This window comes from Prevotella herbatica (genome assembly GCF_017347605.1).
In the GTDB taxonomy this organism is placed as follows: domain Bacteria; phylum Bacteroidota; class Bacteroidia; order Bacteroidales; family Bacteroidaceae; genus Prevotella; species Prevotella herbatica.
Map to the genome: position 1 here is coordinate 1,483,955 of NZ_AP024484.1, position 21,241 is coordinate 1,505,195.

General features: G+C 36.0%; 19 protein-coding genes and 1 riboswitch. Of the genes, 8 read left to right on the forward strand and 11 right to left on the reverse strand.

Annotated elements, in window-relative coordinates; all coding sequences use genetic code 11:
• Positions 1-48: 48 nt before the first annotated feature.
• From prwr041_RS05615 to prwr041_RS05640, 6 genes are all read right to left on the reverse strand, one after another.
• Positions 49-555, reverse strand: a complete 507-nt coding sequence (locus prwr041_RS05615; protein ID WP_207155353.1) for a hypothetical protein — start codon at positions 553-555, stop codon at positions 49-51.
• Positions 556-974: 419 nt separating this feature from the next.
• Complete coding sequence (locus tag prwr041_RS05620; protein WP_207155354.1) at positions 975-1,469, reverse strand: hypothetical protein; 495 nt, start codon at positions 1,467-1,469, stop codon at positions 975-977.
• A gap of 23 nt (positions 1,470-1,492) precedes the next feature.
• Complete coding sequence (locus tag prwr041_RS05625; RefSeq protein ID WP_207155355.1) at positions 1,493-3,688, reverse strand: peptidase domain-containing ABC transporter; 2,196 nt, start codon at positions 3,686-3,688, stop codon at positions 1,493-1,495.
• Positions 3,685-5,763, reverse strand: coding sequence for an outer membrane beta-barrel family protein (locus prwr041_RS05630; protein WP_207155356.1), 2,079 nt, complete (start codon positions 5,761-5,763; stop codon positions 3,685-3,687). Before prwr041_RS05630 ends, prwr041_RS05625 begins: the two co-directional genes overlap by 4 nt.
• On the reverse strand, positions 5,744-7,048 hold the full coding sequence (locus prwr041_RS05635) for a radical SAM/SPASM domain-containing protein (RefSeq protein ID WP_207155357.1): 1,305 nt from the start codon (positions 7,046-7,048) through the stop codon (positions 5,744-5,746). The genes prwr041_RS05630 and prwr041_RS05635 overlap by 20 nt, the downstream gene beginning before the upstream one ends.
• A 105-nt stretch (positions 7,049-7,153) precedes the next feature.
• Positions 7,154-7,348 carry a hypothetical protein gene (locus prwr041_RS05640; RefSeq protein ID WP_207155358.1) on the reverse strand — a complete coding sequence of 65 codons (195 nt, stop codon included), beginning with the start codon at positions 7,346-7,348 and terminating at the stop codon, positions 7,154-7,156.
• A gap of 166 nt (positions 7,349-7,514) precedes the next feature.
• On the opposite strand from prwr041_RS05640, the gene prwr041_RS13770 reads away from it, so the two are divergent.
• A complete protein-coding gene (locus tag prwr041_RS13770; RefSeq protein WP_207155359.1) occupies positions 7,515-7,634 on the forward strand; it encodes a DUF4372 domain-containing protein in 120 nt (39 codons plus the stop codon).
• A gap of 369 nt (positions 7,635-8,003) precedes the next feature.
• Here the strand turns inward: prwr041_RS13770 and prwr041_RS05650 are convergent, their stop codons facing one another.
• Positions 8,004-8,381, reverse strand: coding sequence for a DUF3244 domain-containing protein (locus prwr041_RS05650; RefSeq protein ID WP_207155360.1), 378 nt, complete (start codon positions 8,379-8,381; stop codon positions 8,004-8,006).
• Between the two features lie 384 nt (positions 8,382-8,765).
• Between prwr041_RS05650 and prwr041_RS05655 the strand changes: the two genes are divergently transcribed.
• A complete protein-coding gene (locus prwr041_RS05655) occupies positions 8,766-10,352 on the forward strand; it encodes a tetratricopeptide repeat protein (RefSeq protein ID WP_207155361.1) in 1,587 nt (528 codons plus the stop codon).
• 23 nt (positions 10,353-10,375) lie between these two features.
• Here the strand turns inward: prwr041_RS05655 and prwr041_RS05660 are convergent, their stop codons facing one another.
• Genes prwr041_RS05660 through prwr041_RS05670 form a run of 3 tightly spaced genes read right to left on the reverse strand, consistent with a single transcriptional unit; the run spans position 10,376 to position 12,605 of the window.
• Positions 10,376-10,909 carry a TrmH family RNA methyltransferase gene (locus prwr041_RS05660; protein WP_207155362.1) on the reverse strand — a complete coding sequence of 178 codons (534 nt, stop codon included), beginning with the start codon at positions 10,907-10,909 and terminating at the stop codon, positions 10,376-10,378.
• Positions 10,910-10,918: 9 nt separating this feature from the next.
• Positions 10,919-11,338, reverse strand: coding sequence for a SufE family protein (locus tag prwr041_RS05665; RefSeq protein WP_207155363.1), 420 nt, complete (start codon positions 11,336-11,338; stop codon positions 10,919-10,921).
• Between the two features lies 1 nt (position 11,339).
• Positions 11,340-12,605 (reverse strand): peptidase U32 family protein, encoded by a 1,266-nt coding sequence (locus prwr041_RS05670; protein ID WP_207155590.1) that lies wholly within the window; start codon positions 12,603-12,605, stop codon positions 11,340-11,342.
• 40 nt (positions 12,606-12,645) lie between these two features.
• On the opposite strand from prwr041_RS05670, the gene prwr041_RS05675 reads away from it, so the two are divergent.
• A complete protein-coding gene (locus tag prwr041_RS05675; RefSeq protein ID WP_207155364.1) occupies positions 12,646-13,659 on the forward strand; it encodes a C1 family peptidase in 1,014 nt (337 codons plus the stop codon).
• Positions 13,660-13,676: 17 nt separating this feature from the next.
• On the opposite strand, the gene prwr041_RS05680 is transcribed toward prwr041_RS05675, so the two are convergent.
• Complete coding sequence (locus prwr041_RS05680) at positions 13,677-14,960, reverse strand: histidine-type phosphatase (RefSeq protein WP_207155365.1); 1,284 nt, start codon at positions 14,958-14,960, stop codon at positions 13,677-13,679.
• A gap of 485 nt (positions 14,961-15,445) precedes the next feature.
• Here prwr041_RS05680 and prwr041_RS05685 point away from each other — a divergent pair, with 485 nt between their 5' ends.
• From prwr041_RS05685 to thiC, 5 genes are all read left to right on the forward strand, one after another.
• Positions 15,446-16,624, forward strand: coding sequence for a trans-sulfuration enzyme family protein (locus tag prwr041_RS05685; RefSeq protein WP_207155366.1), 1,179 nt, complete (start codon positions 15,446-15,448; stop codon positions 16,622-16,624).
• A gap of 11 nt (positions 16,625-16,635) precedes the next feature.
• Positions 16,636-17,859 (forward strand): MalY/PatB family protein, encoded by a 1,224-nt coding sequence (locus tag prwr041_RS05690; RefSeq protein WP_207155367.1) that lies wholly within the window; start codon positions 16,636-16,638, stop codon positions 17,857-17,859.
• Positions 17,860-18,009: 150 nt separating this feature from the next.
• Positions 18,010-18,105, forward strand: a riboswitch (TPP riboswitch).
• A 70-nt stretch (positions 18,106-18,175) separates the two neighbouring features.
• Positions 18,176-19,012 (forward strand): bifunctional hydroxymethylpyrimidine kinase/phosphomethylpyrimidine kinase, encoded by an 837-nt coding sequence (thiD, locus tag prwr041_RS05695; RefSeq protein WP_207155368.1) that lies wholly within the window; start codon positions 18,176-18,178, stop codon positions 19,010-19,012.
• Positions 19,009-19,650, forward strand: coding sequence for a thiamine phosphate synthase (locus prwr041_RS05700; RefSeq protein WP_394370808.1), 642 nt, complete (start codon positions 19,009-19,011; stop codon positions 19,648-19,650). The genes thiD and prwr041_RS05700 overlap by 4 nt, the downstream gene beginning before the upstream one ends.
• Entirely contained in the window at positions 19,647-21,236 is a 1,590-nt protein-coding gene (gene thiC, locus prwr041_RS05705; protein ID WP_207155369.1) for a phosphomethylpyrimidine synthase ThiC, read from the forward strand. Before prwr041_RS05700 ends, thiC begins: the two co-directional genes overlap by 4 nt.
• Positions 21,237-21,241: the final 5 nt, after the last annotated feature.

Consider the following 21,241-nt stretch of genomic DNA (forward strand, 5'->3'; position numbering starts at 1 on the left):
ATTCAGTTTAGTCAATTATATGTTTAACCTTTCAACCCTCGAATTTGTTCATATCTTAACATTGAATCCTAAGGAAAATAAAACTCTTGTATAATCATGGAAACAACTATTATGCGAGTCATATTTTCTTAAGGTAATCCCGAGGCATGGTCTGATATTGGAATGCCCTATATAAGCATAAAGACCGGTGTCGTAATACGAATAGTCCCAATTGTTCTTCTTCCGCAAGTTATCTCCAATGCCACATACGGCACCAACGCTTAAATCCGGAATAGTCAAAAAAGTATAGCCAATTTTGGCTCCATACATATCATTCGTATAATAATCTTTAGCCCCATCAATTTTAAAAAGTGCAATAGAACGCTCATAATCACATTTAACATACAAGCGTTTCAATATATTATACTTGAAGGCAAAACCTATTTCATAGGGATTAAATTCATGTGAGGATATGCTCTTTTGAACATACATTTCTGCTTCCATTGCTTCAGTCTGACAAGAGGCAGAAAGTGGAAAATAAAAAAACAGAAAAATCAAATACAGTATTTTAGACATAAGCAACTATTATTATTTCTACATTACTAAATGCTCTCATAAAAGTCAATAAACATACTCAGCTATTATGCTATCAATAATATATGCAGAGATTTGTGGATTGGAATATATAGAACTCCAGTTGTTGGCATTGGGGTATCTTTAGGGTTATTAGCGAATGCGCTAATACATGTTGAACTAAGCAACATAATCATAATAAAATTTAAAGTGGTCTTCTTCATGTTTTAATCTCTATTTAGTTTTGTCTTTCGGCAGAGCAAAGTTATAAACGTTTTTATTGCTATCCAAATTTTTATACAAGAAAAACAAAATAGTGGCTAAATGATGCCCCATTTTTACACTGGGTTAACATTTAGCTCACCATTTCTTCCGTTTATATCTTAAGAGTCGCCCAAATATTAGGGAATAATTACTTTGTATTAATCCCCATGGAATATTAGATTTAATAAAGTCTTGTCGCTTACAACCGTCACTGCTTTGAATTTCTGATTAGGCTGTATCTTATGTCCATACACTCTAGGATTCAATATACGTGCAAAAGCGACAAAGTAATTTTCTCCTTCTTTAGTTATCACTCTATCATCAAAACCATCTGTCGTTGCAACAACCGTTTCGTTCTCCATGAAGCCCTCAAAAGAGATATTGAAACGTCTGTGTTTATGAAACAGATACAAATATCTATAAGGAACTTCTATATTTGCATAATAGTAAGTATTTGGGGAAACTTCAAAATAATGTATACCTCCACTACACTCTATCGTAAATGGAAAGTGCACTGTTGTTACCACATATATCATTCCCGCAATAAACAATGTCACGATTGTTATTCCTAAGCTTATGAGACGGGGAGGCACTTTGCCTATTATCTTCCTCACTCGCTCGCTCCTGAGTTCTATATTATCGTTTGCTTCCATATCATTTTATATCTTTATTGGTTCTAGTTTCCCAGTTCCAGTTGGTTCTTCACTAGATTGTAGTAAACTCCACGCTTCGCAATCAGTTCATCATGACTTCCTGCCTCTGCAACCATACCGTTGTTTATAGCTATTATTCGGTCGGCATTTCTCACCGTGCTCAGCCTGTGAGCCACAATTACCACAGTGCGTCCGGCATAAAACTTATCAAGATTCTCCACAATAGCCTTCTCGTTGCTTGCATCAAGCGAGTTTGTTGCCTCATCAAGAAATATATAGTCAGGATTTTTATAAACAGCTCTAGCTATAAGTATTCTCTGCTTTTGTCCCTGACTCAATCCAACCCCATCACGCCCAATCTTGGTGTTGAACTTCAGTGGAAGTCCCATAATATAATCTTTTATGCAAGCTATTTCAGCAGCCTTCAGCAATCTGTCCTTATCAATGTCCGCGTCATCCACTGCAATGTTGCGCGCTATTGACTCAGAGAATATTACACCGTCCTGCATCACAACTCCACATTGTCTGCGCCACCACTTCTTGTTAAGTTGGTTAATATCCGTACCTCCTACTGTGATATGCCCGCCAAGCACGGGATAATATCCAAGCATTAAACGAACAAGGGTTGTCTTCCCACTACCAGAGGCACCTACTATCGCAGTAACCTTACCCTTTGGTATATGTATATTGACATTGTCCAGTGTCTTTTTGATCGCATGCGGATCATACTTGAACATCACGTTTTCAATATCAATCCCTTTTTCTTGGTCTTGTAGAGATGTCTGTAGCCCTACTTTTCCGTTCTCATCATCCACGCAATGGATCTCATTTATGCGTTCAAGACTTATCTTTACGTCCTGTATTGAATAGAAAAAGCTCATGAGCTGTTCTACAGGACTGTTTAACTGCCCAATTATATATTGCACGGCAAGCATCATACCAAGGGTCATCTGACTGTGGATCACGGCTGTTGCGGCAACTACAGTAATCACGATGTTCTTAATCTCGTTTATAAATATGCTGCCCGCCTCTTGCGTCTGCTGCAGTTTCAGACTCTTCATCTGCACGCCGAACAGATCAGCCTGCACGTCCTCCCATTCCCAGCGTCTGCGTTGTTCGCAGTCCTGCAGCTTTATTTCTTGCATGGATGTTATAAACTCGTAAGTCTTGTTATTATTTATAGCCTGCTGCTCAAAAAGCTCATAGTCCAGCACCTTCCTACGCCTCAGGAACAGTGTCATCCAAATTCCATAAACGACACTACCTATAAGAAATATTGAGAAGACCAACTTGTTATAAAAGAACAGTACGATAGTGAACACCACGAATGTGAGCATTGAGAACATAATGTTCAGTGTCTGCTGCGTCATAAACGTATTCACACGGCTGTGATCGTTCATTCTCTGCATGAGATCACCCATCAGTTTTGTGTCAAAGAACGACATCGGGAGCTTGAGTAGTTTAATGAAGAAATCACTTACCAGTGATATATTTATCCTCATACTGATATGAAGTAGCAACCAGCGGCGGATAAAATCAATAACCGTACGACTTACTGTAAGCATAAGCTGTCCCAAAAGCACAAGCCATATAAAACCTATATCCTGATTCTTTATACCAACATCTACAATACTTTGTGTCAGGAACGGAAGCACGAGTTGCAGCAGACTGCCAACAATAAGTCCCAACACAATCTGCCCAAAATAACGGCGGTACTTTTTGATATAGTCAAAAAGAAATTTAAATGACCTTTCCTCCATTGGCCTTCTCTCTGGTTGTTTCTCATAAAACGCAGAAGTGGGTTCAAGAAACATCGCTATACCCTTTTCTTGACCATCCGACTGCGTACTAATCCAATGCTGCTTAAATTCTACAAGATTATACTTAATCAATCCTTTACCAGGGTCTGCGATATAAAAAATATTCCCTTTCTTAACTTTATACAATACCACAAAGTGATTTTGGTTCCAATGGAGAATGCAAGGATGGTCTATCTTTAATAAATTTTCTATAGTTGATTTGTATGAGTTTGCAAAAAAGCCGATTTGTTCTGCTGCTTTCTCAATACCACCAAGTGAGATACCTGTAATTGTAGAAATACATACTTTGGCTACTTCAGTAAACTTTAAATTACTTCCGTAGAAGCGACAAATCATGGCTAAACAGGCAGCCCCGCACTGCATAGAATCATTTTGCTTAATCCATAAAAAAGACTTCATTCCCAATTATCTTTTGTCTGATGATATTCTTGCGTTCCATCAACAGTTTCAACATTAACTTTCTTACCTCTAGAAAAATTCCAGGTAATAGAAACTCCAACATATTGAATTGGAGCTGTGTTTTTGTATGTGATCTTGTAAGTTCCAACTTTCCTATCAAGCTTACGGCGATTTCCAATAGGAGTAAAATCAATTGCAAACTGAAAATTGTCATTTAAGAAAGATTTATATATCCTGCCATCAACACTATATACTGTATGATAAGTTCGCTCAAATGTTCGGTATGTTGGATCAATGTTAGCATTTAGCATACCGCCCCATCCATTTGCGAACTTAAAATTATTGTTAAAGTAAAAATATTCTTTAAAACGAGTCTTATCATAATATGTCGTACCAATTTGTGTATTTTCAGGGGTTATTTCTACACGACTTGAAATTTTTAAATTCCACCATTGTGTTGGTGCTTCCATGTATTCAGCTCCTACTCCCCAATAGCATTGCCCTGAAATATTGATGGGTTTTGTGTAAAAGATATTAGCATCTTCTGCATTATGAAAAGTTTCCCAATAGATACGGTTATGAGAGTAGGCATAAAGAGCAGTAAGAGTAACCTTATTTCTAAACATAGAAAGTCCAGCCATAACAATATCAGAGGAAGGGGCTTTTAAGTTTGCGTTTCCTATACTATAATTATAAGAATCTTTCCATGTAATAGCTGAAGATATTGCTGAGTATGGAATATCACTCATAGTTCGCTTGTAACTAAGTATAAGATTATGCTCTTTATTTTTACCAAATGGCATCATAAACTGAATAGTAGGGTTGATAGTCCACTGGGTATTTTGATCATCAACCTCACTAGTTCGGTCGTTAAAATTGATGTGATTAAGTTGCCAGTTTACACCTGCACTATATCGAAATTTGCTAATTTTCCCTTGCGCCATAACATATGCAATTGGTGTTACACCAGAAGTCTGGGTTGTCATTGTACTCATATTAAAGCGATTGCTTAATTTATTTACAGAAGGGCTGTATGATGAAGAAATAATTTGGGCAGAAGCACCAAATTTAAAAGTAAGAGAACGGCTATATGGACACAAGAAATCTGCATTAAATTTCCATAAATCGAGATTGCTTTTCTCCATAACATCACCAGTATTATTCTCTTCTATGTAATATAGTGAGTTATTTTTGCTATACTTATTTAAATAGTCAACGGTAAGCTCCGCTGATGATCCTCTTTTGTTTAAGGGCATTGAAAACTTCATGGTTCCTTCATGTAGATGAGTGTTCATATTCTCACTAATAGAAGACCACTCATTGTTACCGAAAGATGTAGAAATAGGACTTGGATTTGAAGAGGTATAAAGATAGCTACCGCCTATCTGAACGCCTGATTTTAATTGTTGTGTAAGGCTGATTCTGTTTCTGAAGTTATATGAACTGGACAATAAGCTATTAGACAAATACGATTGCATATCCAATTCTGTCTGCCATTGTTCAGAAGTTTCCTTTGTCCTTTCGTGACCAAAGTCAATATTATCATATATACTAAGGTTCTTATAACGGCAATTAAAAAGTATTCCTAAGTCTTCATTTCCAAAACCACAAGAGCGATACCATTCTGTGTTTCCCATAACGCTACCATAGAAACCTCCTTTAGAGGGGCGACGCAGAGTAATCATAATGATTCCTCCACTTAAAGCGGCATTATGATCTGCACCAGCAAGGTACTTTACTTCTACCTTTTGAATCGTTTCCCCAGGTATCTTGTCAAGTTCAGATATATCTGATAGTTTTATACCATCCACATAGATTTCACTGACAGCGAGTCCATTAATTTTGAACATGCCATCTTCATGTGATATATTTGGAAGAAAAGATAGAACCGCGACAGCAGGTTTCCCCTTAACTATGTTCATCCCCTTAAGATTGATAACGTATCCATCAGAGTTATTAACCGTGCGCGATGCAAGAATAACAACCTCATTAAGTTGCTTTGTCTCTTGCGCTAATGCTGTTGAACTAAGCATAAGTAGACAAGGCATAATGCATTTACTTAGATATTTTTTCATAATGATGTTGATAAAGTACATCAGTAAAATAATCTTGTATATTCATAGAGATTTCGTTTGGTGTAATGTGGACCGGACATTTACCATCTATGGATTCATACTTTAGTTGTGAACAGATAGGACATATTGGAAGTCTTCTACACGTGTAACATTCGGATGTCATACTTTTTTTTATTCGTTGGAGTGCAAGGTTATTAAAGTCTATCACACCAGTCTCTGTTAGCTTTCCTATTCTGTGTTCTGGCGCGAAGTCACGTGCTGTACATTTGAAAACATCACCATTGTAATTAAATACATAATTGTTCATATAATCCCCATAACATGGATTCACGCTATCTCCAAAATATGAATTAATATTTGACTGGAACTTAATTCCTGCAATGTTTGCTTTAAGCTCTTTTATGCCAATCTTTAATTCCTCATCCTCTGTTTCTTGCCATACTTTATGAAAAGAAAATCTCAGATTGGGTCTGTCAACTAAATCATTAAAATCAGCGATAACTTTTTGAAAAGAACGTATATTTTCTTTAGTATAATTGCACCTAATAATAACTCTGAATCCATCAAGGACAGCTTCTCGTGCATTTTTTGTAACAATATTATAAGAACCTTGCTCGTTATAAAACTTTTTTACCTTATTATGCATCTCAAAATCTCCATCAAATGGTATTTGGAAGCTGACATTAGTAGTGCTTTTTTTTATTCCATTCCTTACCTTTTGTGTAAGGCAAACACCATTCGTTGTAAATGACACTACAAAAATAGTATCGTAGTGAATACAAATATCATGTACATTTTGCAAAATAGGTTGAACAACTTTCGTAAATTTCAGTAAAGGTTCTCCACCGAAAAATGCAAGTTGCAATCGTTCATATCGATGTTTTTCCAGTTGTTCTGTAATATATTTGCATATATTATCAATAGTCTGTGATTGCATTACACTTCCATGTAAATGTCCTTCATAACAATACCAACACCTTAAATTACAATCAAGCGTCGGATTGATAGTAAGTTTCAAAGTATTAGAAAACTCCAGTCTTGTACCTAATTCTGCTATACATTTGGAAGTTTCCTCATTTGTATCCTTAACTACAAAGTCGTTCTTAACTAAAGATTCAAATAATTCAGGATGTATAGTACTTATTTCATCTATATTTTTGTAATTGTCAGAAAGCAAAACATAAAGTTCGCGTACTAAAGTTAACCATTTTTTTGTACGACTATTGAACAGAAAGAATGAATCATCCTGCTTTTTAATTAGTTCGTTGTATTTACTCCAGATCATAATGAATAGGTTTAATGTAGGCGAGAACACAGATCTCGCCTACGAATTAATAAATACGGTGGAGTTCGTCTATAGAATAGACTCCACATGCTTCATTGATTTGAATTAAGCTCCAGCACATCCAGCACATCTGTGACAATTAGTGTTGTCATCAAACCAACCACCACTTTTACAGTTCCCATTATCAGCGGCAAAATGTTCATTCTCATCAAAATTTACTTGTTGAAGTTCAAAACCTCCATGCAACTGTCCTTTCTCATCTTGAGAAAGTTGCATACCAAAATCTAAATTTTCTTTCATAAATAAATGTATTAAATGTTAATAAAAACAATCCTTTAAGGATTGGCATTTTAATCTACTGTTATGCTTTATTTTGACTTTATACTTAAAAATCACTAGTTTCTATATAGAATGTTGAGAAATATATTCTCTCAACTTATAGAATTCTTGCTCCAAAGGGTATTTTATGAAATTGGAAAGAAGAAAATATGTTAAGCATTTTACCTGCTGGAACAAGCTGCTTGTAATGATGTTCGGTCAACTGTCCATACAAGTTGCTATCGACTATAGCAGCCCATTCCAATAAGACCTATCACTGGGCTTCGGCAGAATGTTACGAGAAGTAATCTCGTCGAAAGCTAACAAGGTCCGCAATCCGCAAATATTTGAAGATATCACATGATAAACGTGTCCTGAAAGAAACGTAAATAGACGAGAAAGTCAATGCTTTTGAATCTTCCACAATAGATTTGTGTTTCAATGTCTTTTGTCGGCCAAGTTCAAACACACTAAAGCGAGTATAAAGCTGCATACGCTTTTGGATGAAACTCCTATAAAGGAACTCTTTTCCAAAAATCTACATGATGTAGTAGATAATGTTCAATTGACTCTTAATTTTATTTAGTGGACACTAGTGATATTATGTTCATTATTGAGACCACTTTAAATATTGAACTCATTTTATCTCCTCTGATGAACTAAATATTTTATTACCACTATAGTATACCCCAATAGTATACTCCCCTTCCCCATATCCTGGAAGATCTAAAGTATAGGTTTCACCTTCTGCAAAAGAGCCAGAATTATGATCTATAAGAATACCATTTTGATATATTCTTATTTCTGCATTATCAAATGCTCTCATAAAAGTCAACGAACATACCCCATTGTCCATGCTTTCAATAATATAAGGCATATGCGGAGATTTACGTACAGGATTATCAGGACTTCCTGTTAATGCTATTATATCATTATCAGGATTATTAGCGAATGTACTAATACATGTTGAGCAAAGCAACAGCATCATAGCAAATAATAAGATGTTCTTTTTCATGTTTTAATCTCTATTTATTTAATTCATTTTTTGTCTTTCGGCAGAACAAAGTTATAAACGTTTTTATTATCGTCCTAATTTTTTCGCAAGAAATTAAAAGTAGGTGTTGCAGGTAGTGTTGCAGTTTAAAATACGCTATATCATCAAGTTATACTTATTTTGATATTTTTGTTGCAGGTCAAATGCAACAAAAACAGATAGTATTGGGACTGGAAAAATTACATTATAAACAAAAAACGATATTATTATTCAGTTATTAATAGGATTTTGTAGTTAGATTTTTTGTAGTTAATCATCCTAATTTATTACAAATCGTTACTAAAAGTTATAAAAAAAGTTGTATATTTGCATTGCAATTACTGATTCTAATAAAAAGACTACAAGATGAAAATAAACATAAAAGCATTAACTACAATATACGTAATCATGATGTTTACATCATGCCATGATAATATAAATCATAAATTGGAAATGGCAGACGGATGCCTGGATAGAAATAGTGTTGACTCGGCATATAACATTTTAAAGCACATTAATCCAGATAATCTAAATGGAGATGAAAATATAGCCTTTTACACATTGCTAAATACAAAGACAAAATACATAAAATATATTCCAGTGAAAAACGACTCCATTGATTATGCTATATTTTATTATAAACAGAATGGACCTGAAGGTAGATTGGCTGAAGCATATAATTATAAAGCCATGACATTGTATTATGACAGAGGAAAAAAGAAAGAAGCGATAGAATATCTTAAAAAAGCAGAAGAAATTGCCCTAAAAACTGCTGATGCAAAATTAATACAGAAAATTTATGATAACATTTTTACTGTAAATTTTTGGTGTAATCATTTTAATCTTGCACTTAATTATGGATTAAAGGCTCTTAGTTATGCACACAAGATTAAAGATACAGCTAGCATAGCTCATGATTTAAGATATATATCTGATACATACTCAGAACTAAAGATGAGTAATAAGGCTATTGCATATAATCTAAAAGCTATACGTTATTTAAACTACTATGATAAACTTAGTCAAGCTAAATTGTTTAGTAACATAGGAGAATACTATTTTTATAAGGGAAATACGAAAAAAGCAAATGAATTTTTAGAGAAAGCTTTCAAAAATAGTTCTAATGTATACACATATTCAGTTGTAGCAGATATGTATATAGAAAAAGGTAAATTAATAAAAGCAAAGGAAGTTATGGAAAAAGCACCTTTGCCAACCAATGACTTTGAACTGTTGAAGAAACTATCCACCCTATACGACTTGAATAGAAAATCAAAGAACTATGTGAAGGCATTAAACATTGCAGACTCCATCATTGAACTTAACAAGAAAATAGACAACGCTAAGGAAAGTGACAACCTTAACGATATTCAAGCAAAGTACAATCGTGAGATGATGGCTCAAATTTTTAAAAGCCAAATTATATATTTGATTGGAGCAGTATTGCTACTGTCGTTGTTTGTGATATTACTAATCTTCAGACAAAAATATAGAAACTCTAAAATAAAACATGGAATAATTGAGAACCGTCTTCTAATAAACGAATACAAAAAGAAAATATCTGAAATGGAAAACTCAAAAGATAAATCCATTTCTAAGATTTCAAACTTGGAACAGAAGATTAATGTTTTAGAGAGTAACGAATCTAAGGCTTTATATAATGGTAAACGCTGCTATGAAAGCGTACTAGATAATAACACAATAGTGAAATGGTCAGCTCAGGATCTTCAGGATTTTGTTGACTATTATAAGTACAAGGACCTTTCATTCGTGTCATCCCTTGATGATGAATACAAAAATCTAAGTCCTAAACAATATCTATACTTGATAATGGTGAACGCAATGAATAAAGACGACGCTACTGCCGAAAAAATAATGGGAATAAGCAATGTTACCATTAGGTCTATTAAATCACGTATAAAGGCTAAGAAAGTGTATCATCCAAGTGTATAATACTCCTTCAAGATAAGACTTACTTAGATAAATTTCTTAGCAAACTCCCACATAACAATACCAGAGGTTACACTGACATTAAGACTATGCTTTGTTCCAAACTGTGGTATCTCTAAACAGTCATCGCTCATATCTACAACATTCTGCTTAACGCCTTTTACCTCATTACCCATTATTACCGCATAGCCTTTGCTAACTTCTGGATTAAGGTCTAGGTTTTGTAATTTAGTACTTCCCTCAACCTGTTCGATACTATATACGAAATAACCATCACGATGCAATTCTTCTACAGCATCCTCTGTTCGTCCAAAATATTTCCAATCCACACTATCCTCGCCACCAAGTGCAGTCTTGTGAATCTCGGCATTAGGAGGACAAGCTGTGATACCGCAAAGATATACCGCAGTAATGCGGAAAGCGTCTCCACTACGGAAAACACTACCCACATTATACAAGCTGCGTACATCATCAAGAACCACGATCAGTGGTAATTTCTTAGCTTCCTTGAATTCCTCAACAGAAAGCCTATTCATCTCTATTGTCCTTAACTTGCGCATATCTTTGTTTTATGCTTTTACAGAATATGCAAGAGCGTATGCCTTAATCTGCTTTACCATTGCAAGCAAACCGTTTGAGCGTGTAGGACTAAGATGCTCTTTAAGTCCGATCTTGTCAATGAAATAAAGATCAGCATCAAGTATTTCATTTGGAGTGTGACCGCTAAGAACCTGAATAAGCAATGCGATAATTCCCTTCACAATAAGTGCATCACTATCTGCAGTAAACTGAAGTTTACCATCAACAAGGTCACATTGCAGCCATACACGACTTTGACAACCATCAATCAAGTTGCTGTCATTCTTGTATTTATCATTGAGAACGTCCAATTCATTTCCCAAATCAATAAGCATCTGGTATTTATCCATCCAGTCGGTAAAGTCCTCAAACTCCTCTACAACTTCTTTCTGGGCTTCATTTATGGTCATCTTATTTAATCTCCTTTATTTCGTTTACGGTAATCAACTTATATAGTTTGTCGCTCGGGCGAACCTTGCCAGGAACAGGAATTGAAACTCTTGTACCTTGTTCTGCCTTTTCAACACAACCCAAATCAAAACGTATTTCATCTGCATTGAGATACATTACTCCTGTTGTAGGACCTGTGATAAGGAGTTTCTCACCTTTATTGAAGTCAGAAGCTTCTACAGCTACCTCAGCAACACCCAACTTTGAGAAATATTTCATTACTTTACCAACAAGAACTTTCTTTTCAGTTGCCGCACTTCCATAGTGCTTATTCCACTCGCCCATCGTCTGTCCTTGATAATAGCCGTCCCAGAATCCACGGTTGAACACTTTAGCAAGCTGCTCATCCCACTCATCCTTCTTTTCTTCTGTTAATGTACCATCAAGAACACTCTGAATAGCTTCCTTGTAGCATTTCACTACTGTATAAACATATTCTGGTCCACGAGCACGTCCCTCTATCTTGAATACCCTCACACCAGCATCCATCATGCGGTCTATAAAGCGAATAGTCTTCAAATCTTTAGGACTCATCACGTATTTATTGTCAATTTCCAGTTCGTTGCCAGTTTCATTGTCAGTTACAGTATATGAACGACGGCATATCTGCACGCATTCGCCACGGTTGGCACTACGGTTGGCATTGGCAAGACTGAGATAACATTTTCCACTTACAGCCATGCACAAGGCACCATGACAGAACATCTCTATACGTATTTGCTTTCCCATTGGTCCACATACGTTTTGAGCTATAATCTGTTCGTGAATTTCCTTCACCTGATCCATGTTGAGTTCACGTGCCAAGACAGAAACATCTGCAAAGCGACTATAAAACTTCAAAGCCTCGATATTGGTAATATTGAGTTGAGTAGAAAGATGAACTTCCTCACCAACTTCTGTGCAATAACTCATCACAGCAACGTCACTAGCAATCACAGCACTGATACCAGCTTCTTTTGCGGCATCGATAATCTGCTTCATTGTTGCAATATCATCATCATATATGATGGTGTTGACAGTGAGATATGTCTTTATTCCATGCTCATTGCATGTGGCAGCTATTTCGCGCAAATCATCTATATTAAAATGATTGGCCGAATGAGAGCGCATATTAAGTTTGCCGATACCGAAATAAACGGAATCAGCACCTGCCTGTATTGCAGCGGCAAGGCTCTCACGAGAGCCTACAGGCGCCATTACTTCAAATTCTGATATTTTTCCCTTCATGGGTGCAAAATTACTCATTTTATTTGTAACTTTGCGCAATATGAAAAAAATACTTTTATATATAAGTGTCTCTCTTGTCGTGATTTCATGCGGTCGTCCTTCTAAACAAACTGTTGAAAAAAATCCGTTTATCACCGACGTAATGCTGAAGACAACTCCAGTGAAAGACCAGGGGCACAGTCAACTGTGCTGGGCTTACGCTATGTTGGCGACAATAGAAACAAATCACCTGATGATGGGAGATTCCGTGAACCTAAGCACAGACTATATTGCAAGAATGATGCTTACAGATGCATCAACACGATATTACCTTTCAAAAGGCAAAAATACGATATCAATGCGAGGAATGGGCAGTCTGCTTATTCATCTTATGCAAAACTATGGTATTGTTCCATTTGATTCATACAACGCCAAAGAACCTGCAAATTACAATGTCATTTGTCGTAAGATTATGCAGGCAACAAAAAGTGTAAACAATCTTACCACACTTAATCAAAAAGTAAATGATGTACTAGATGAGGAAATTGGATATATGCCGGCAAAATATGTACACATGCTTGGTGCAGAATATACTCCACAGGAATTTGCGCACAGCGTATGTCGTGATGATGAATATGTAAACGTGACAAGTTTTAAACACCATGTAATGGGTGAATCATTTATCTTAGAAACTCCAGACAACATTATGAACGACAAATTCTTAAATGTTCCGATAGAAGCCTTGATGACGATGATAACAAAGAGTCTCGTAAACGGTAAAGCCGTATGCTGGGAAGGTGACGTGAGCGAACCGGGATTTTCTTTCAGCGAAGGTGTTGCTGAAACCAACCACCAAACAGTGACTCAGGATTTGAGACAACAAGAGTTTGAAAGCAGACAAACCACCGACGACCACGTAATGGAGCTTATTGGGTTAGCTCATGACAAAAACGGAAAGAAATACTTTATTGCAAAAAATAGCTGGGGCACCAGCAACCGTTTCAAGGGTTACATGTACCTCAGCTATAATTATGTGAAACTGAAGACTATAGCCGTATTCCTTTCTCAGGATTAAGGCCTGTCTACTAGTTATTATTCTGTAAACTTGTTTAGCTTGTCGAGATAATACTGTCTCACATCCTTCCAATGATAATATGGAGCTATATCTGTCTTTATAGGCAATGTAGCTTCATTTTCATTTCTAAGTACTTTAACAAGTATATCCTTAGAACCTTTCTTATGATAAAACACCAACTGAATATTGCAAGCCATCGGAAATATGCGGTAATTGTTCCATCCCTTGTAAGCAAGCTGCTCAAGGTCACTGACCTGCATACCCATTCCGTCAAGATCCATAAGACATGTAAGTGGCATAACCATTGTGTCATGACCATAACGCAAAGTCGCTCCTGGATGTGGCAAAGCTATGCAACTATCAGCATCACTTATTATCTTGCGAAGAAGGTTACGCTGACTGTAAGGTTGCTTGCCTCCATTCAATGGGCATGCGCCATAGTTGATATACCACCACGCATTATTAATCTGCCAAAGATCATAAATCTCGTCATCAGTAAACAAGTCGTATAATGACATGCTGTTACGAAACTCTGTACTCTGCACGTTGCTAGCCTGTTTGAATAGTACTTCATATAACTTATTGGCATTTAAGTGATTTTTCCAATACTCATCATCATTAAACAACAGTCGCATCACGCGCTCAGGATGTTCATGGTTTTTACAAAACTCAGTATAAGGTACCATTGCACTTGTTGGCATACGTTTTTTAAATAACAAAGAATCATCATAGTTCATATAATACATATCATGATAACTTGCGTCGTGAGTGATATTTAGTTCAGGATTAATCTTTACCATTTCCTGCAAAGCGTTTTCCATACTTAATATACAACGTATCACCACAGTGCTCTTAGCATCTACATTAGCCTTTCCTGCAAATATCTGTGGAAAGTTTTTCAGCATTCTTTCTGCAATCTGTTTATGCTGCAAAGCTCCTCTTTGAGTAAGTTCTCCATCACGTCCCATAGCAGCGTCACGCAACTTACGAAGTTTGGTAAGTACTTCCTTACCCTTTGGTGTAAGTTTACCAAGAGAATCAGCTTTTTCAAGCCATGCTACAGGTCTATTGTAATCACGGTCGCCAATAAGCCAGCGGCTGCCATGACGTCCATAATGACTAAGGTAAAATGGTACATATCCAGATGGTGCAGGAGTAAGTTTTTTCTGCAAAGGTCCAGGGTAAGCCAGATAATTACTTGCCGACAAGCTACGATCGACTTTAAAATCCTTGCGTGCTTGCTGTGAAAAGGCAGTAATAGCAAGTGACAATAAAATAACTATAAAAGCATTTCTTTTCATATATGGAAAATTATTTCTACTTGCAAATATAATGAATTATTTTGTATAACGATATTCAAATATATATTTTCTACCATATTTGCGGGAGCACTATCACATATCTTAGGTATGGAATATACCACGTGAGTGGGATTGCCTATATTGTAAATAGACGCTAATTTTGCAAATGGAAATATAAATAAACCCAAGGATAAAATTATGAAGCAAAAGTGTAATACGTTTGATCCCATCTAATTCTCTAATTGATCGTAATGGAAAAATTATCGCAAAAAATCTCTAAGGCGAAAACCAAAGAAATATGTTGTTACATTTTATCCATTAATATTTTTATGTGGGGAAGGTATCTTTGTCTTCAATAAAAAAAGTAGCTAAATAATATCATATATAAAAAAAATAAGTAACTTTGTAGTCAGCGAGAAAAATAATATTTGTTTATTATAAAGCTATATAAGCACTTTGGGGGTATTAAAGATAAATAGAGATTAATGAAAAAACAAACACAAGCTATTCATGTTCCATATAGACGACGAGACGCCTATGATGCTTTAAGTATGCCGGTATATAATGCTGTAGCATACGAGTTTGACAATGCTCAACTAATGGCTGATGCTTTTTGCTGTCGTATTGATGCACCAGACTATTCTAGGGTTGAAAATCCAACTGTCACTAATTTTGAGGAACGAGTAAAAGTCCTTACTGGGGCTAATTCAGTAACAGCTCTGAACAGTGGTATGGCAGCAATTAGCAACACGATGTTAGCACTTACATCACAAGGCAAAAACGTTGTAACATCCAAACATTTATTCGGTAATACGTTCGACTTACTTAATAACACTCTAAAACGTTTTGGTGTAGAAACACGACTATGTGACCTAACGAATATGAATGAAGTAGAAACGTCAATTGATGAGAATACAGCTTGTATATTTCTTGAAATAATTACAAACCCACAAATGGAAGTAGCTGATCTCACAGCTTTGGCTACTATCGCTCATGCTCACAAAATACCATTGGTAGCAGATACAACAACTATACCTTTTACGCAATTTTCAAGTCATAATCTTGGTGTAGACATAGAAGTTGTATCAAGCACTAAATATGTGAGTGGTGGTGCAACATCTTTGGGAGGAGTCGTTATAGATTACGGTACTGCAAAAGGATTTAGCAACCGTATGAAAAATGAAATGTTGTTTAATTTCGGAGCATATATGACTCCGCAGGTTGCATACATGCAAACTATCGGACTTGAAACTCTGAATGCACGTTACAGAGTACAGTCGTCTAATGCTCTTGAATTGGCGAAGAAAATGCAAACTTTGCAAGGAGTTAAAAAAGTAAACTATGTGGGACTTAAAGAAAATCCATATCATAAACTAGCACAACAACAGTTTGGAGAAACAGCCGGAGCGATGGTATGTATTGACTTAGAAAGTCAAAAGGCGTGTTTTAACTTCATTGATAACTTAAAACTTATTCATCGTGCCACCAATCTATTCGACAACCGCACGTTAGCAATACATCCAGCAAGTACAATATTCGGATTATTTTCTGATATAGAAAAAGCCAATATGGATGTGCTAGATACTACTATTCGCCTAAGTATAGGTTTGGAGGATGTTGAAGATTTATTTGAAGACATAAAGCAAAGTATTGAAAGATCTTAATATATAATTATATGGACAGAAATATCAAAAATACAATCAGCAAAGATGAATCTAGGGAATCGTATGATTTCGATAAGATTATTGATCGCGCAGGTAGCGGAGATTTAAAGCATGAAGCATTGTTACCAAGATGGAGACGTAATGATTTACTTCCATTGTGGGTTGCTGATATGGATTTTGAAACACCAATGTTCATAACCAATGCCTTGAAAAAACGCCTTGAGCATTCACTATTTGGATATACTATCGAACCTAAAGAATTGTGGAAATCAATAATTAATTGGGTTAAAGAACATCATCAATGGGAGTTGAGACGTGAATGGCTAAAGTTTATACCTGGAATAGTTAAAGGTATAGGTCTTGTAATTAATGTTTTTACAAAACCTGGAGATAAAGTAATTATACAAACTCCTGTATATCATCCTTTCAGATTAACTCCAGAAGGAAATGATCGTGAAGTCGTTTTTAATCCTTTAAAAAGACGTGATGATGGCTATTATGATATGGACTTTGATAATCTTGAAAAAGTTTGTGATGACAAATGTCGAATATTCATACTTTGCAATCCTCATAATCCAGCAGGTATTTGTTGGAGTAAAGAAACACTGCAAAAGCTAGCTGATTTCTGCTATGAACACCATCTGCTTGTTATATCTGATGAAATTCATTGCGACATGGCTATATTCGGACACAAGCATATACCTTTTGCAACAGTTAGTGATAAGGCCAGAGAAAATAGCATAACTTTTCAGGCACCAACAAAGACATTCAATATAGCTGGAATTATTTCAAGCTATGCCATTATTCCAAATTCTGACATACGTAAAAAATTCTATGGCTGGATTAAAGCTAATGAACTTGATGAAGCTAATATATTTGCCCCTATTGCCACAATAGCAGCCTTTACAAAAGGCGAAGAATGGCGAAAGTCAATGCTTGCGTATATTGAAGACAACATACGGTTTGTAGAAGATTATTGTAAAGAGAATATTCCACAAATACATCCTTTGCGTCCACAGGCATCTTTTCTTGTGTGGCTTAATTGTCGTGAACTAAATTTAGACCATAAAGATCTACTTGATTTGTTTATAGACAAAGCCCATCTAGCTCTTAATGACGGAGAAATGTTCGGTCAAGGAGGTGAAGGTTTTATGAGGATGAATATAGCAACATCACGCTCTGTATTAAAACAAGCTTTAGATCAATTAGCTTCAGCTGTCAATAACTTGAAATAGCTTATTGACAGTTATTTTTTTCATAGATATCTGCATATTTGAAAAAAAACATTCCCTACGGGAATAAATAATTATTTAAAAACAAAAAGATACTAAAGCTTGTTTGTTTTAAAAATAATATATATATTTGCCTGCGAAAATCATTTAGATTTTATCTAAAGAGGGGTGCTGACAAACTGTCGGCTGAGATTATACCCGTGGAACCTGATGCAGTTAGTACTGCCGAAGGGAGAGACTTTTTTAAGTCGCTTTTCGCATATCCATGTATATATATTGATATATAGTAGCTCCTCGTGACACTTATATTAAGTGGAGCATGTTTTATTATACAGCTTTATCTATTGCCGGCAGTGATTGCAGCGGAGGTGCCGGTATTCAAGCAGACATAAAAACAATGTCGGCATTGGGTGTTTATGCTGCATCTGCAATAACTTATGTTACCGTACAAAATACAATGGGTGTGGAATCTTCATGCCCTATAGACTCTTATACCATTGAACGACAAATCCATGCAATAATGAATGACATACGCCCAATGGCTATTAAAACAGGAATGATGGGTAACAAGGCTACCATAGAAGCTGTTGTAAACGCATTGTCTATTTATTATCACGGCAATTTGGTTGTTGACCCTATTATTCTTTCTACCAGTGGGTCTTTATTACTTGATAATGATGCAATAGATACGATGTGCAGAAAATTGCTGCCTATGGCTACTGTTGTAACTCCTAACATCCATGAGGCTGAGGTATTGGCAAACATGAAAATAAACAATAAGGATGATATGAAAGTGGCTGCACTAAATATAATGGATTATGGATGTAGCGCTGTACTTGTGAAAGGCGGGCACATAGAAGGTGACAATAAATGCGACATTCTTATTGAACGCAAAGAAAATGGAATATATGAAGAACATGAATTTAACGGTAAAACTGTGGACAGTAAAAATACTCATGGAACAGGATGTACATTTTCATCTGCCATAGCTGCATATCTAGCACAAGGAATGAGTTTGATTAATGCTGTGAAAGAGGCAAAAGAATATGTAACAATGGCAATAGCCGAAGGTGCTGATGTATCTATAGGCAAAGGACACGGACCGTTAAACCACTTTTTCAATCCAATGAAAATGAAAAAAATAAATCACAAATGAAAATAGAAAAGGTACAATTCATTACTCACAAGACTGCCAATATAACTTATGCAGAAGGTGCACTGATGGCTTTACTAGGTGGATGTCGCTGGATACAACTTCGCATGAAGGATGCTGATATAGCTGAAATATGCAGTGTTGCAAAAATTATTCAACCTGCTTGCCAAAGTGTTGGGGCTAAATTCATTATTGATGATCATGTTGAACTAGTGAAACTGCTTAATGCCGATGGAGTACATTTAGGCAAAAATGACATGCCGATAGGCGAAGCTAGAAATATTCTTGGAAAAGAATATATTATCGGTGGTACAGCAAACACGATTGAAGATATCGTTGATATATATAATTCAGGTGCAGACTATATTGGTTGTGGACCTTTCAGATTTACATCAACAAAGAAAAATCTTTCTCCAATAATAGGACTGGAAGGGTATAATAAAATAATATCAGACATGAAACAACGGAATATTGATATTCCTATCGTTGCCATAGGTGGTATTGTTGATGAAGACATACAGCCTATATTAAATACTGGGATTAATGGAATAGCATTGAGTGGATGTGTGATAAATGCCAACAATCCTGTAGAAAAGATGAAACAGATAATAAACAACACTTATAATATAAATATTAAATGAACAACAATATTAAATTCTCGTATCCTGATTCTGAGAAAGTTTACATGAATGGTAAAATATTCCCAGAACTAAAGGTTGCCATGAGAAAGATTAATCTCACTCCGACAATAGAAATTGTTGACGGAAAGAGAAGCGAAACACCTAATTATCCTGTCTACGTATATGATACAAGTGGACCATATAGTGATCCTAATGTAAAAATTGATTTGAAGAAAGGATTGCCTAAGCTAAGAGAACAATGGATTGAAAAGCGAAAAGAAAGTGTTCCGACACAAATGTATTATGCAAAACATGGAATTATAACTCCAGAAATGGAATATGTAGCAATACGCGAAAACATGAACTGTGAAGAATTAGGCATAGAAACCCATATCACTCCTCAGTTTGTGCGTGACGAGATCGCCGAAGGAAGAGCTGTTATTCCAGCAAACATCAATCATCCAGAATCTGAACCTATGATTATAGGGCGTAATTTTCTAGTTAAGATAAATACAAATATAGGTAATTCTGCTACATATTCCGGAATTCACGAAGAAGTGGAAAAGGCTGTATGGAGCTGTAAATGGGGAGGTGACACGCTCATGGATTTGTCTACAGGTGAAAACATTCACGAAACAAGAGAATGGATATTACGAAACTGTCCTGTTCCTGTCGGCACGGTTCCTATGTATCAGGCTTTTGAAAAAGTAGACGGAAAAGCAGAAAACCTTACTTGGGATATATTCAGGGATACACTGATAGAACAATGTAAACAGGGTGTGGATTATTTCACTATACATTGCGGAATAAGACTGAAAAATATTCATTTAGCAGAAAGCAGACTTACAGGGATGGTGAGCCGTGGAGGAAGTATCATATCTAAATGGTGTATCACTCATAACAAGGAAAGTTTTCTCTATTCTCATTTTGATGATATATGTGATATCTGCGCAAAATATGATGTTGCAATATCGCTGGGCGACGGACTTAGACCAGGATGTACATTTGATGCCAATGATAAAGCCCAATTTGCTGAACTTGATACGATGGGTGAATTGATTGAGAGAGCATGGAATAAAAACGTACAGGCCTTTATAGAGGGTCCAGGACATGTTCCTATGAATAAAATAAAGGAGAACATGGACAGACAAATTGAAAAATGTCATAATGCTCCTTTCTATACGCTTGGTCCACTCGTGACAGATATAGCTCCAGGATACGATCACATAACAAGCGCGATAGGTGCTGCTCAGATAGGATGGCTGGGTACGGCAATGCTATGTTATGTAACACCTAAAGAACATTTGGCTTTGCCTAATAAAGATGATGTTCGTGTAGGAGTGGTTACTTACAAGATTGCAGCACATGCTGCTGACTTAGCAAAGGGACATCCCGGCGCGGCAATACGTGATAATGCATTGAGTAAGGCTAGATATGAATTCAGATGGAAAGACCAGTTTAATCTGTCTCTTGATCCTGAAAAAGCATTGGAATATTACAAAACATCAAATAATGTTGGTGGTAAATACTGTACTATGTGCGGACCTAACTTCTGTGCTATGCATATAAGCCATACTTTAAACGAACAAGATTGTCTAACAAAATAAATACA

Coding starts and splice junctions, on each gene's coding strand:
- prwr041_RS05665 (WP_207155363.1), bottom strand. CDS start 11,338: ATGACCATAAATGAAGCCCAGAAAGAAGTTGTAGAGGAGTTTGAGGAC.
- prwr041_RS05620 (WP_207155354.1), bottom strand. CDS start 1,469: ATGGAAGCAAACGATAATATAGAACTCAGGAGCGAGCGAGTGAGGAAG.
- prwr041_RS05660 (WP_207155362.1), bottom strand. CDS start 10,909: ATGCGCAAGTTAAGGACAATAGAGATGAATAGGCTTTCTGTTGAGGAA.
- prwr041_RS05630 (WP_207155356.1), bottom strand. CDS start 5,763: ATGAAAAAATATCTAAGTAAATGCATTATGCCTTGTCTACTTATGCTT.
- prwr041_RS05675 (WP_207155364.1), top strand. CDS start 12,646: ATGAAAAAAATACTTTTATATATAAGTGTCTCTCTTGTCGTGATTTCA.
- prwr041_RS05640 (WP_207155358.1), bottom strand. CDS start 7,348: ATGAAAGAAAATTTAGATTTTGGTATGCAACTTTCTCAAGATGAGAAA.
- prwr041_RS05635 (WP_207155357.1), bottom strand. CDS start 7,048: ATGATCTGGAGTAAATACAACGAACTAATTAAAAAGCAGGATGATTCA.
- thiD (WP_207155368.1), top strand. CDS start 18,176: ATGTTTTATTATACAGCTTTATCTATTGCCGGCAGTGATTGCAGCGGA.
- prwr041_RS05690 (WP_207155367.1), top strand. CDS start 16,636: ATGGACAGAAATATCAAAAATACAATCAGCAAAGATGAATCTAGGGAA.
- prwr041_RS05700 (WP_394370808.1), top strand. CDS start 19,009: ATGAAAATAGAAAAGGTACAATTCATTACTCACAAGACTGCCAATATA.
- prwr041_RS05685 (WP_207155366.1), top strand. CDS start 15,446: ATGAAAAAACAAACACAAGCTATTCATGTTCCATATAGACGACGAGAC.
- prwr041_RS05650 (WP_207155360.1), bottom strand. CDS start 8,381: ATGAAAAAGAACATCTTATTATTTGCTATGATGCTGTTGCTTTGCTCA.
- prwr041_RS13770 (WP_207155359.1), top strand. CDS start 7,515: ATGAAATTGGAAAGAAGAAAATATGTTAAGCATTTTACCTGCTGGAAC.
- prwr041_RS05625 (WP_207155355.1), bottom strand. CDS start 3,688: ATGAAGTCTTTTTTATGGATTAAGCAAAATGATTCTATGCAGTGCGGG.
- prwr041_RS05670 (WP_207155590.1), bottom strand. CDS start 12,605: ATGAAGGGAAAAATATCAGAATTTGAAGTAATGGCGCCTGTAGGCTCT.
- prwr041_RS05655 (WP_207155361.1), top strand. CDS start 8,766: ATGAAAATAAACATAAAAGCATTAACTACAATATACGTAATCATGATG.
- prwr041_RS05680 (WP_207155365.1), bottom strand. CDS start 14,960: ATGAAAAGAAATGCTTTTATAGTTATTTTATTGTCACTTGCTATTACT.
- prwr041_RS05615 (WP_207155353.1), bottom strand. CDS start 555: ATGTCTAAAATACTGTATTTGATTTTTCTGTTTTTTTATTTTCCACTT.
- thiC (WP_207155369.1), top strand. CDS start 19,647: ATGAACAACAATATTAAATTCTCGTATCCTGATTCTGAGAAAGTTTAC.